The 11,998-nt window shown below is 72.5% G+C and carries 10 protein-coding genes; 4 read left to right on the top strand and 6 right to left on the bottom strand.

The genetic code is table 11. The features are described from left to right. Nucleotides 1-219 precede the first annotated feature (219 nt). The gene (locus AB8Z36_RS17840; protein WP_369214311.1) at nt 220-1,422 is read left to right on the top strand and encodes an amino acid deaminase/aldolase; all 1,203 of its coding nucleotides are present in this window, start codon (nt 220-222) and stop codon (nt 1,420-1,422) included. A gap of 16 nt (nt 1,423-1,438) precedes the next feature. Here AB8Z36_RS17840 and AB8Z36_RS17835 read toward each other — a convergent pair whose 3' ends face one another. From AB8Z36_RS17835 to AB8Z36_RS17810, 6 genes are all read right to left on the bottom strand, one after another. Next, nucleotides 1,439-2,404, bottom strand: a complete 966-nt coding sequence (locus tag AB8Z36_RS17835) for a DUF2510 domain-containing protein (RefSeq protein WP_369214310.1) — start codon at nt 2,402-2,404, stop codon at nt 1,439-1,441. Between the two features lie 28 nt (nt 2,405-2,432). After that, the gene (locus AB8Z36_RS17830) at nt 2,433-3,734 is read right to left on the bottom strand and encodes a haloacid dehalogenase-like hydrolase (protein ID WP_369214309.1); all 1,302 of its coding nucleotides are present in this window, start codon (nt 3,732-3,734) and stop codon (nt 2,433-2,435) included. Between the two features lie 16 nt (nt 3,735-3,750). After that, complete coding sequence (locus AB8Z36_RS17825; RefSeq protein WP_369214308.1) at nt 3,751-5,073, bottom strand: haloacid dehalogenase-like hydrolase; 1,323 nt, start codon at nt 5,071-5,073, stop codon at nt 3,751-3,753. Nucleotides 5,074-5,165: 92 nt separating this feature from the next. Next, nucleotides 5,166-5,948, bottom strand: a complete 783-nt coding sequence (locus AB8Z36_RS17820) for a 3-oxoacyl-ACP reductase (protein ID WP_369214307.1) — start codon at nt 5,946-5,948, stop codon at nt 5,166-5,168. 5 nt (nt 5,949-5,953) lie between these two features. Then, entirely contained in the window at nt 5,954-7,333 is a 1,380-nt protein-coding gene (locus AB8Z36_RS17815; protein ID WP_369214306.1) for an aldehyde dehydrogenase family protein, read from the bottom strand. Between the two features lie 8 nt (nt 7,334-7,341). Beyond that, a complete protein-coding gene (locus tag AB8Z36_RS17810; protein ID WP_369214305.1) occupies nt 7,342-8,712 on the bottom strand; it encodes a glutamine synthetase family protein in 1,371 nt (456 codons plus the stop codon). 75 nt (nt 8,713-8,787) lie between these two features. Between AB8Z36_RS17810 and AB8Z36_RS17805 the strand changes: the two genes are divergently transcribed. From AB8Z36_RS17805 to AB8Z36_RS17795, 3 genes are all read left to right on the top strand, one after another. Continuing rightward, nucleotides 8,788-9,543: a FadR/GntR family transcriptional regulator gene (locus AB8Z36_RS17805; protein ID WP_369214304.1), complete on the top strand. Its 756-nt coding sequence runs from the start codon at nt 8,788-8,790 to the stop codon at nt 9,541-9,543. A gap of 121 nt (nt 9,544-9,664) precedes the next feature. Further along, nucleotides 9,665-11,155, top strand: coding sequence for an ethanolamine permease (gene eat / locus AB8Z36_RS17800; RefSeq protein WP_369214303.1), 1,491 nt, complete (start codon nt 9,665-9,667; stop codon nt 11,153-11,155). A 53-nt stretch (nt 11,156-11,208) separates the two neighbouring features. Then, nucleotides 11,209-11,913, top strand: a complete 705-nt coding sequence (locus AB8Z36_RS17795) for a gamma-glutamyl-gamma-aminobutyrate hydrolase family protein (protein WP_369214302.1) — start codon at nt 11,209-11,211, stop codon at nt 11,911-11,913. The last annotated feature ends 85 nt before the right edge of the window (nt 11,914-11,998 follow it).

The following is an 11,998-nucleotide window of genomic DNA, read 5'->3' as shown; positions in this document are numbered from 1 at the left end:
GTGCTGCGGGCTGCGGGGGGATCGGGGTACGGCGCGCCTCCGTGCTCATGCTCCCCCGTCTCCTCGCGCTCCGGTGCGGGAGCGCTCGGCCCGGCGAGGCTCCGTGCGCGTCACTCTACGGGCAGATACGGGCCCTGCGGGAACCCGGTCCGCACCCCCGGGCGATCTGCCCGGATCATCCCCCTACCCTCGGGTAATCGTGTCTGGCAGGCTTCGCCCATGACTGCCCTCGCCGCGGACCGGGCCCGTTACGACCGGGCCACCGCACACCTCGACGCCCCCGTCGCGATCGTCGATCTGGCGGCGTTCGACGCCAACGCCGACGACCTCGTGCGCCGCGCGGGCGGCAAGCCGGTCCGGGTCGCGAGCAAGTCCGTACGCTGCCGGGCCCTGCTCGAACGGGTCCTGGCCCGGGACGGTTTCGCCGGGGTCATGTCGTTCACGCTCGCCGAGTCCCTGTGGCTGGCCCGCTCCGGCTTCGACGACGTCCTGCTCGCCTACCCCTCGGCCGACCGCGCCGCCTTCGCCGAACTGACCGCCGACCCCAAGCTCGCGGCGCGGGTCAGTGTGCTGGTCGACGACCCCGCCCAGCTGCGGCTCATCGACGAGGCAAGGGACGGCGGGAGCGAGGAGGTGCGGGTGTGTCTGGAGCTGGACACGTCCCTGCGGGCCCTCGGGGGGCGGGTGCGGATCGGCGCGCTGCGGTCCCCGCTGCACTCCCCCGGGCAGGTCGCCGCCCTGGCCCGCGCCATCGCCAGGCGGCCGGGGTTCCGGCTGGTGGGCGTCATGGCGTACGAGGGTCATGTGGCCGGTGTGGGCGACGCCGTCGAGGGGCGTCCCGCGCGCTCCCGGGCGGTCAGGCTGATGCAGTCGGCGGCCCGCAAGGAGCTGGCCGAGCGCCGGGCGGAGACGATCGCCGCGGTCCGGGCCGTCGCGCCCGACCTGGAGTTCGTCAACGGCGGCGGCACCGGGAGCGTCCAGCACACCGCGGCCGAGCACGCGGTGACGGAGATCGCCGCCGGGTCCGGTCTCTACGTACCGCGGCTCTTCGACCACTACACGTCCTTCCGCGGGCGCCCGGCGGCCCTCTTCGCGCAGCCCGTGGTGCGCAGGCCCGCCGAGGGCGTCGTGACGGTGCTCGGCGGCGGCTACCCCGCCTCGGGCGTCGCGGGCCAGGACCGCTCTCCGGTGCCGTATCTGCCCGAGGGGCTGCGGTACGACCCGCAGGAGGGCGCGGGCGAGGTGCAGACCCCGCTGCACGGGCCGCCCGCGGACGATCTGCGGATCGGCGACAAGGTGTGGTTCCGGCACGCCAAGGCCGGTGAGCTGTGCGAGCGGTTCGACACGCTGCACCTGGTGGAGGGGGACGCGGTGACGGCGAGCGTCCCCACGTACCGGGGCGAGGGCCGGACCTTCCTCTGAGCACGGCCCCTCGCGGCTACGACGTGGGGGTGACGCCGCTTCCCACGCCGCCGCCCGTCTCGCTGTCGTCCACGGACCGGATGCCGTTCGTGATCTCGTCCATGACGGAGACCGGCGGCGCCCCGTCCTCCGCGCCGACGGTGAAGCGGACGATGACCATCGACTCCGAACCGACGCTGGAGGCGAACGCCAGGGACTGGACGTAGCCGCCGGAGCCCTTGGCCGTGTGGACGCGCCAGCGGACGTAGTAGCCCGCGCGGCCCGCGACGGCCACCGAGCCTGCCTTCACCTGCTCGTGCCCGGTGATGCCGCCGTAGGGCTGCCGGTCGAGCTTGTCCTCGTCGTAGGAGGCGTCCGCCGCGTCCTTGATGTCCCCGAGCGCGAGCGCCTTGGGGTCGGTCTCGTCGGTGCTCGTGACCGTGCCCGACGTGACCGTGCCGTGGCGGCAGAGGCCCGAGTCGCCGGGGCAGTCGATGACGTCCGGCGTCCGGATGCTCGCGCCGCCGCCGATGGTGTCGTCGTCCTTCTCCCAGCCCTCGGGCACCGGCAGCGTGATGCCGTTGAGGTCGTCGACGAGGGTGTCCGGGTCGGGGTCGGCCGACTTCGACGCCGACTTCGATGCGGTCGGCGTGGGACTCGTCTCCGCCTGGGTGCTCGGCGCGGGCACGGCCTCGGGGCCGTCGTCGTCCTTGCCGAGCAGGACGGCGCCCGTGACGATCGACGCGATGAGCACGGCTCCGGCGACGGCCAGCGCGATGAGCTTCGCGCGACCGCCGCCGGAGGAGGAAGAGGAGGAGGAAACCGGTGCGAGCACCGTCGTCGCCGCCGGGTCCGGCGCGGGCCCGAAGCCCGTCGCCTGCGGGCCCGCGTGGGCGCTCTCGGGCGCCCGCCGGTGCTCGGTCCAGGCGGCCCCGTCCCACCAGCGCTCGACGGCGGGCTGGCGCGGGTCCGGGTACCAGCCGGGCGGCGGCGACATGCTCATCCCGGCACTGTAGGACGTGGCGGGAAGATCAGTACACCGAGTCCCGCTGGTCGGGCACGACGGAGCCGTCCGCGCGCCGGACCGGGCCCTTGTCCCCGCCGTGTTCGTTGTACGCGGCGGTCGAGCACGGGTAGCGGCCGCTCATCCTCGGCAGCGGCTCGATGAACATCGGGTTCACGACCCAGCGCCCGTCGGCGTCGTCGTAGGCGCGGCACATGATCTCGGCCTTGTTGCGGTTCAGGACGAGGTGCGCGCCGGTGGCGTCGCCGACGAAGGTCACGTCCGTGTCGGCGTCACCGCCGCCGAGGGCGATGCGGTGGGCGCGGTCCTGCTGCCGCCAGGCGGCCTTGCCCTTGACCCCGTAGATCTCCTGGTTGATCCAGCAGCGCTTGCCGTCGATGTAGGGGATGGCCTCGCCCTTGTTGACGGGCACTCCCCCGCAGCCCTGGTTCCAGGTGGTGATGCGCCCCTCGCGGTCGAGGACCGAGCGGATGGCGACGGTGTGCGCGCGGTCGATGCCGACGCTCTTGGACCAGACCTCGGTGACCGGCTCGGAGCCCGCCGAGACGATGTAGACGTCGAACCCGGCCTTCTTGAGGGTGCGGATCAGGTCGCGCTGCTGGTCGTAGTAGCGCACATAGCCGGGGATCTTGTGGGTGCCGACCGTCTGCGTGGCGCCGACGGGGGCGGCGAGCGCCTCCTTGCGAGCCTTCGCGGCGTAGGACTCCAGTTCGGGGACGGTGTGCCCGGCGAAGATCTGCGGGACCCAGGCGTACTGCGGGACGGTGTGGCGGTGGTCCCACTTCCCCGCGAAGGCGGCGGCGCCGCTCATGGTCCTGCCGTCCTCGCGGACCTCGAAGATCTCGTCGGCGCAGGCCTTGTTCTTCGAGGTCGGCAGCGGCTCGCCGACGGGGACCTCCGTGCCGCAGGCCCGGGTGAGGGCGCGGTGGGCCTCCTCCGTCATCCACTTGCTGGTGGACTTCCAGCTCCTCGGCCGCAGGATCTTGTCGTGCCGCAGCGACCAGGCGATGGTCGCGTCGGTCACGTCGTTCTTGGTGATGGTGTTGTCCCAGTCGAACGCGGCGACCGGGCGCTTCTGCCCGCCGTGTCCGAGGTGCGGGCGGGAACAGCTTCCGCGCTCGTCGATGACGCGCTGGAGACGGGCGCGGTTGTCACCGTGCCACTTCAGCTTCTTCGAGAGCTGCGGACACCGCGCGTCGGCGGCGGAGGGGTTCGCGGGCGTGGCGGCGGCCGCGGGGGATGCTGCGGGCACGGCCGCGAGGGAGGCGGCCGTGGCCAGCGTCAGCGCCACAAGGTGTCGGGTACGCATGTGAGTGGACCGTACATCAGTCCTGCGGGCCTGACGACGGTGCTGACGCCGGGTGCACCGTGTCCTTCTGATCGGGTATCACGGAGCCGTCGGAGCGGCGCACCGGACCCCGCTTCCCGTCCCGTCCGGTGTAGCCGGTCGAGGCACAGGGGTAGGGGTCGGCCTTGGCCGCCTTGGGCTGGAGGAACATGGGGTTGACCAGCCAGCGGCCGTCCGCGTCGTCGTAGGCGCGGCACATCACCTCGTCCTTGTTGCGGTTCAGGACGAGCCGCAGGCCGGTGGCGTCGCGCAGGAAGGAGACGTCCGTGTCGGAGTCACCGGCCGCGAACACCTGGCGGCGTGCGGCGGGTTGCACCTTCTCGGCCGCCGCGCCGCGCACGCCGAGGATCTCCCGGTTGATCCAGCAGCGCTTGCCGTCGATGTACGTGATCATCGAGTCGTCGCCGTCGCGGACCGTGCCGCAGCCCTTGAGGTGGGCGGTGAGCCTGCCGTGGGAGGTGACGTTGCGGATGCCGAGGGTGTGCCGGGCGTCGATGCCGACGCCGCGCGCCCAGACCTCGGCGACCGGTTCGGGCGACGCGGAGACGACGTAGACGTCGAACCCGGCCTTCTTCAGTGTCCGGATCAGGTCGCGCTGCTGGTCGTAGTAGCGGACCCAGCCGGTGACCTTGCCGCTGCCGACGCGCTGTTCGGTGCCGACGGGCGCGGCGAGGTTCTCCTTGCGGGCCGCTGCCGCGAAGTCCTTGACCTGGCGGGTGGACCAGCCGCGGGTGAGCTGGGCGAGCCAGGCGTACTGCGGCTCCATGCGGCGGCGGTCGTACCCGGCGAAGGCCTCGGCGCCGCCGGTCGTGGTGCCCTCGCCGTACACGGAGAGGATCTCGTCGGCGCAGGCGGTGTTCCGCCGGGTGGGCAGGGTGGCCGCGGTGTCCGGGCAGGCCTTCGCCAGGGCCTTGGCCGCCGGGTCGGTGAGGTAGCGGCTCGTGGTGTGCCAGTCGCCCTGGGCAGGGGTGCGTATCCGGCCGTTGCGCAGCAGCCAGTACAGGGTGGCGTCGCCGACGTCGTTCTTGATGACGGTGTTGTCCCAGTCGAAGGTGGCGACGGGCCTGGCACCGCCCTGGTGGCTCCGGGGCCCGCAGTGCCCGTGGGCGTCGATCATCCGCTGGAGCCGCGCCCGGTTGGCTCCGTACCAGCCCTCGGTGACCAGGAGGCCGGGGCAGGCCCGCGGCCGGGCGGTGGATTCGGTCTGGGTGGCCTCGGCGGTGGCCTGGACAGCGACGAGGCCGGCGGCGGCGACGGCCAGTACGGCGGTGGCCGCGGCGGCGCGGCGCTTGAAGTTCACGAACACACTCCCGTGTCTACGCAGGCCGGCCGGGCGTCGCGCGACGCCCGGCCGACGCCAGGGTGGCTACTGGGTGAACTGCTCGCCCCGGCCTACAGCGGGGTGACGTACGCCCCGGTGAGCCCGCCGTCCACGAGGAAGTCGGTGGCGTTCACGAACGAGGCGTCGTCACTGGCGAGGAACGCCACCGCGGACGCCATCTCCTCGGCCTCGGCGAAGCGGCCCACCGGGATGTGCACGAGGCGGCGCGCGGCGCGCTCGGGGTCCTTGGCGAACAGCTCCTGGAGCAACGGGGTGTTGACGGGCCCCGGGCAGAGCGCGTTGACGCGGATGCCCTCGCGGGCGAACTGCACGCCCAGCTCGCGGGTCATGGCGAGGACGCCGCCCTTGGACGCGGTGTAGGAGATCTGCGAGGTCGCCGCGCCCATCCGGGCCACGAAGGAGGCGGTGTTGATGATGGAGCCCTTGCCCTGGCGGCGCATGTAGGGGATGGCTGCCTTGCAGCAGAGGTAGACGGAGGTGAGGTTGACCTCCTGGACGCGCTTCCAGGCCTCCAGGCCGGTGTCGAGGATGGAGTCGTCGTCCGGCGGCGAGATGCCCGCGTTGTTGAAGGCGATGTCCACGGAGCCGTAGGTGTCGAAGGCGGCCTTGAAGAGCGCGTCGACCTGTTCGGCGTCGGTGACGTCGACCCGTACGAAGATCCCGCCGGCCTCCTCGGCGGCCTTCTTGCCCGCGGCCTCGTCGATGTCGCCGCAGACGACGTGGGCGCCCTCGGAGGCGAGCCTGCGCGCGGTGGCGAGGCCGATGCCGCTGCCCGCGCCGGTGATGACGGCGGTGCGGCCCACCAGGCGGCGGCAGATGGTCTGGTCGGTCATGTGGCTCAGGCCTCCGGGCTCTGGGTGTGGTCGGCGGGTTCGGTGCCGATGAAGACGTTCTTGGTTTCCGTGAAGGCGTGCAGGGCGTCCGGGCCGAGTTCCCGGCCGAGGCCGGACTGCTTGTAGCCGCCGAAGGGCGTCCAGTAGCGGACGCTCGAGTGCGAGTTGACGGAGAGGTTCCCGGCCCGTACGGCGCCCGAGACCCGCAGCGCCCTGCTGACGTCCCGCGTCCAGATGGAGCCGGACAGGCCGTACTCGGTGGCGTTGGCGAGGCGGATCGCGTCGGCCTCGTCCTCGAAGGGGAGGACGACGGCGACGGGCCCGAAGACCTCCTCGGTGGCGACGGGCGACGCGGGGTCGACGTCGGTGAGCAGTGTCGGCGGGAACCAGAAGCCGGGTCCCTCGGGGGCGCTGCCGTGGATGCCGTCGCCCGGGGTGACGTAGGAGCGGACGCGGTCCAGCTGGGTCCTGGAGATCAGCGGGCCCATCTGGGTCTTCTCGTCGGCGGGGTCGCCCACGACGACCGACTCGACCGCGGGCGCCGCGGTCGCGAGGAAGCGGTCGTAGACGGAGCGCTGTACGAGGACGCGGGTGCGGGCGCAGCAGTCCTGCCCGGAGTTGTCCAGGTAGGACATGGGGGTGGCGAGGGCCGCCGCCTCCACGTCGGCGTCGGCGAAGACGATGTTCGGGCTCTTGCCGCCGAGTTCGAGGGTCAGCCGCTTCACCCGGTCGGCACAGGCCGTCATGATCTGCTTGCCGACGCGGGTGGAGCCGGTGAACACGATCTTGGCGACGCCGGGGTGCTCGACGAGCGCCCTGCCCGCGACGCCGCCCTCGCCGGGCAGCACCTGGAAGAGCCCCTCGGGCAGGCCCGCCGCCAGGGCCAGTTCGGCGAGGCGGAGCGCGGTGAGCGGGGTCGTCTCGGCCGGTTTGAGGATCACCGCGTTGCCCGCGGCGAGGGCGGGGGCGGTGCCCCACGCGGCGATCGGCATCGGGAAGTTCCAGGGGGCGATGACGCCCACGACTCCCAGCGGCTCCAGGATGGTGACGTTCAGGCCGCCGGGGACGGGGATCTGCCGCCCGCTCAGCCGCTCGGCTCCCCCGGCGGAGAAGTCGAGCAGGTCGCGGACGTTGCCCGCCTCCCAGCGGGCGTTGCCGATGACATGGCCCGCCTCGCGCACCTCGAGCCGCGCCAGCTCCTCCAGGTGGTCGTCGACCTGGGCGGCGAAGCGGCGCAGCAGCCGGGCCCGGTCGGCGGGGGCCGCGGCGGCCCACCGCTCCTGGGCCCGCGCGGCGCGTGCGACGGCGGCGTCGACGTCCTGCGCGGTGGCGGCGGGGACGGTGGCGACGACCTCTTCGGTCGCCGGGTTGAGTACCTGAAGCACGTCGATCCTCACAGGCGTTCGAAGGAGCGGCGGAGCTCCCAGTCGGTCACCGCGGAGTCGAAGGCGTCCAGCTCGACCCGCGCCATGTTGCGGTAGTGGGCGACCACCTCGTCGCCGAAGGCGGCCTTGGCGATGGGGCTGTTCTCCCAGAGCTCGGCGGCCTCGCGCAGGGTGGTGGGGACGTGCTCGTACTCGGCCGAGTAGGCGTTGCCGGTGCACTCCTCGGGCAGTTCGAGCTGCTGCTCGACTCCGTACAGGCCCGCCGCGACGAGTGCGGCGACCGCGAGGTGGGGGTTCACGTCACCGCCGGGCAGCCGGTTCTCGAAGCGGAGGGAGCGGCCGTGGCCGACGACGCGGAGGGCGCAGGTGCGGTTGTCCTGGCCCCAGGCGACGGCGGTGGGGGCGAAGGAGCCCGGCCGGAACCGCTTGTAGGAGTTGATGTTCGGCGCGTACAGGAGCGAGAAGTCGCGCAGGGCGGCGAGCTGGCCCGCCAGGAAGTGCCGCATGAGGGGCGACATGCCGCCGGGGTCGTCGGGGGACCCGGCCATGGCGTTGTCGCCGTCGGCGTCCTGGAGCGAGAGGTGGATGTGGCAGGAGTTGCCCTCGCGCTCGTTGAACTTGGCCATGAAGGTGAGCGAGACGCCCTCCTGGGCCGCGATCTCCTTGGCGCCCGTCTTGTATATGGCGTGCTGGTCGCAGGTGACGAGGGCCTCGTCGTAGCGGAACACGATCTCGTGCTGGCCGGGGTTGCACTCGCCCTTGGCGGACTCCACGACGAGTCCGGCCGCCGCCATCTCGTTGCGGATGCGGCGCAGGAGGGGTTCGATGCGTCCGGTGCCGAGGACGGAGTAGTCGATGTTGTACTGGTTGGCCGGGGTGAGGTCCTTGTACCCGGCGTCCCATGCCTGCTCGTAGGTGTCCTTGAAGACGATGAACTCCAGCTCGGTGCCGACGTGGGCGCTGAGGCCCCGTTCGGCGAGGCGGTCGAGCTGGCGGCGCAGGATCTGCCGGGGCGCGGCGACCACGGGTGAGCCGTCGTTCCAGGCGAGGTCGGCGACGAGCATCGCGGTGCCCTCGTTCCAGGGGACGCGCCGCAGGGTGGTGAGGTCGGCGCGCATCGCGAAGTCGCCGTAGCCGCGGTCCCAGGAGGACATGGCGTATCCGTCGACGGTGTTCATCTCGGGGTCGACGGCGAGGAGGTAGTTGCAGCCCTCCGTGCCGTGTTCGAGGACCTCGTCGAGGAAGAAGCGGGCGGCGAACCGCTTGCCCTGGAGCCGCCCTTGCATGTCGGGGAAGGCCAGGACGACAGTGTCGATCTCGCCGCTCGCGACGAGGGCCTCAAGCTCCTCGACGGCGAGCGGGGGTGTGCGGTCTGCCACGGGAAAAGCCTCCTTGGGTCAGCCGAGGGCCATAAGGTATTGCGGAGAACCTTTGCTTGGGAAGGGGGTGCGGGCATGTCGCACACGGAAGAGGGCATCTCGTCGGCGCGGGGCGCGCGGGACGACGACCGGCTGACCCCGGTGCTGCGTCCGGTGCGCGCGGGCAACGGCTTCGAGGAAGCCCTGGAGCAGATCCTCCAGGTCGTACGCCTCGGCCTGGTGCCCGGCGGTGAGCGCCTGCCCTCGGAGCGGGAGCTCGCCGACCGCCTCGGCATCAGCCGGGTCACGCTGCGCGAGGTCCTCAAGGTGCTCCAGGACCAGGGCCTGGTGGAGTCGCGGCGCGGGCGCTACGGCGGCACCTTCGTGCGTCCGCGCACCGGCCCTTCGGGCGAGGACGAGCTGCGCCGCAGGGTCGCCGACGTGGACGTGGAGGACGCGCTGCGCTTCCGCGAGGTGCTCGAAGTGGGGGCGGCGGGGCTCTGCGCGGCGCACGGCCTGGACGCGGCGCGGGCGGACCGGCTGCGGGCTGCGCTGGCCCGGACGCACGACGCGCCGCTCACCGAGTACCGCCGCCTGGACACCCTGCTGCATCTGACGCTCGCCGAGCTGTGCGGGTCGCCGACGCTGACCGCCCAGTACGCGGCGGTGCGCGCGACGGTGAACGACCTCCTGGACTGCATCCCGCTGCTGGTACGGAACTTGGAGCACTCCCAGCGCCAGCACACCGCGCTGGTCGAGGCGGTGCTCGACGGGGACGCGGACGGGGCGCGGGAGATGATGCGGGAGCACTGCGCGGGTACGGCGGCGCTGCTGCGGGGATTCTTGACGTGAGCGCGGACATTAACCACCCGGTAACGCACGGGTCTTGATTTCCGCCGCCCGGGACGGCAAAGGTATGGCCTCGTTCCATTACGCCGTCCGCCGCAGTGCCGCCGCCCTCAGGAGCCGTGCCATGACCGTGGAATCCTCCGGATCGAGTCCCGCCGAGCCCCGCCCCGCCGGACCACCACCCGAGGGAGCGCGTCCCGCCGAGCCGTCGGACGACTACCTGGAGCGCAGGACGCTCCGCCGGGGCAACGCGGGCTGGGTGCTGCTCACCGGCCTCGGCGTCGCCTATGTCGTCTCGGGCGACTACTCCGGCTGGAACTCGGGCCTCGCGGAGGGAGGGTTCGGCGGCCTCGGCATCGCCATGGTGCTAATGGGCGTGATGTACGCCTGCATGGTCTTCTCGCTGGCCGAGCTCTCCTCGGTGCTGCCCACGGCGGGCGGCGGCTACGGCTTCGCGCGCCGGGCGCTCGGCCCCTGGGGCGGCTTCCTGACCGGCACGGCGATCCTCATCGAGTACGTCCTCGCGCCCGCCGCCATCGCCATCTTCATCGGCGACTACGTGGAGTCGCTCGGCCTGTTCGGCCTGACCTCGGGCTGGCCGGTCTGTCTGGCCTGCTTCGTGATCTTCATAGGCATCCACCTCTGGGGCGTCGGCGAGGCGCTGCGGTTCAGCTTCGTGGTGACCGGCATCGCGGTGGTGGCGCTGCTCGTCTTCGCGGTCGGCGCGTTCATGGACTTCGACGCCTCGCGGCTCAATGACATCGCCGTGGACGCGGACGCCTTCGGCTCCAACTCGTGGCTGCCGCTCGGCCTGCTCGGCATCTGGGCGGCGTTCCCGTTCGGCATGTGGTTCTTCCTCGGGGTCGAGGGCGTGCCGCTGGCCGCCGAGGAGACCAAGGACCCGGCGCGGACGCTGCCCCGGGCGATCCGCTGGTCGCTCTGCGTCCTGGCCATCCTCGCGCTCCTCACCTTCTTCGCCTCGGCGGGCGCGCGCGGCTCGGCGGCCATCCAGTCGGCGGGCAATCCCCTGGTCGAGGCGTTGCAGCCGGACGGGAAGGCGACGGGCCTGAGCCGCGTCATCAACTACGCGGGGCTCGCGGGCCTCGTGGCCTCCTTCTTCTCCCTCATCTACGCGGGCTCGCGGCAGCTCTTCGCGCTCTCCCGGGCGGGCTACCTGCCGCGCTTCCTCTCCCTCACCAGCAGCCGCAAGGCGCCCTACCTGGGCCTGGTCGTGCCCGGCGCGATCGGCTTCTCACTGGCGGCGGCGACCGGGGACGGGGCGCGCATGCTGAACGTCGCGGTGTTCGGCGCCACCATCAGCTACGCCCTGATGTCGCTCTCGCACATCGTCCTGCGCCGCCGCGAGCCGGACCTGGAGCGGCCCTACCGTACGCCCGGCGGCGTCCTGACGTCCTCCGTGGCACTGGTCCTTGCCTGTGCGGCGCTGGTGGCGACGTTCCTGGTGGATGTGACGGCGGCGTTCATCGCGCTCGCGGTCTACGGGGTCGCGATCGCCTACTTCGGCCTCTACAGCCGCAAGCACCTGGTGGCGCGCGCGCCGGAGGAGGAGTTCGCGGCGCTGGCGGCGGCCGAGGCAGAGTTGGCACGCGACTGACCACCGCCGGCGGGCCGGCGGACGGACATCACACAGGCGAGGGGAAGCACGCGGTGAACAGGCCATTGATCGGCGTCAGCACCTACTGGGAGGCCAGGGCGAGCTGGGGCGTCTGGGAGCTTCCGGCGGCACTGCTGCCCGCCGGGTATCCGCTCCTTGTCCAGTCGGCGGGCGGTATCGCCGCGATGCTGCCGCCGGACGATCCGGAGTACGCCGCGTCGGCCGTCGCCCGCCTGGACGGCCTGGTGATCGCGGGCGGCCCGGACGTCGACCCCGCGCGCTACGGCGCCGAGCGGGAGGAGCGCACGGGCCCGCCCGCCCCCGAGCGGGACGCCTGGGAGCTGGCCCTGATCGAGGCGGCACTGGCGTCCGGCACACCCCTGCTGGGCATCTGCCGGGGCATGCAGCTGTTGAACGTGGCCCTCGGCGGGACGCTCGTCCAGCACCTGGACGGCCACTCGGAGAAGGTGGGCGCGTTCGGCACGCACGCCGTCAAGCCGGTCGCGGACACGCTCTACGCCTCGATCGTCCCGGAGACCTCCACCGGCGTCCCCACCTACCACCACCAGGCGGTGGACCGCCTCGGCGAGAACCTGACGGTCTCCGCCCACTCCGAGGACGGCACCCCCGAGGCCATCGAACTCCCCGGACCCGGCTGGACGCTGGGCGTCCAGTGGCACCCCGAGATGGGCGACGACACCCGGGTGATGCGGGCCCTGATCGAGGCTGCAAACAAGTTGTTCACAGCGAAAGGTTGACAGGGGATTGTTGTAGATCGCACGCTGGGCTCATGACAGCGACCTCCCGGCGGTCTGCCCCCGCCCCCTCCACCCCGCCGGACCC

Origin of the sequence: Streptomyces flavofungini, assembly GCF_041028215.1 — a bacterium.
Lineage (GTDB): Bacteria > Actinomycetota > Actinomycetes > Streptomycetales > Streptomycetaceae > Streptomyces > Streptomyces flavofungini_B.
Note: the sequence above shows the minus strand (reverse complement) of the source record. Positions and strands in the feature narration are given on the sequence as shown.

What these genes read in the sequence shown, in the direction of transcription:
- AB8Z36_RS17840 (WP_369214311.1), top strand. Translation starts at nt 220, where the DNA reads ATGACTGCCCTCGCCGCGGACCGGGCCCGTTACGACCGGGCCACCGCA.
- AB8Z36_RS17835 (WP_369214310.1), bottom strand. Translation starts at nt 2,404, where the DNA reads ATGAGCATGTCGCCGCCGCCCGGCTGGTACCCGGACCCGCGCCAGCCC.
- AB8Z36_RS17830 (WP_369214309.1), bottom strand. Translation starts at nt 3,734, where the DNA reads ATGCGTACCCGACACCTTGTGGCGCTGACGCTGGCCACGGCCGCCTCC.
- AB8Z36_RS17820 (WP_369214307.1), bottom strand. Translation starts at nt 5,948, where the DNA reads ATGACCGACCAGACCATCTGCCGCCGCCTGGTGGGCCGCACCGCCGTC.
- AB8Z36_RS17805 (WP_369214304.1), top strand. Translation starts at nt 8,788, where the DNA reads ATGTCGCACACGGAAGAGGGCATCTCGTCGGCGCGGGGCGCGCGGGAC.
- eat (WP_369214303.1), top strand. Translation starts at nt 9,665, where the DNA reads ATGACCGTGGAATCCTCCGGATCGAGTCCCGCCGAGCCCCGCCCCGCC.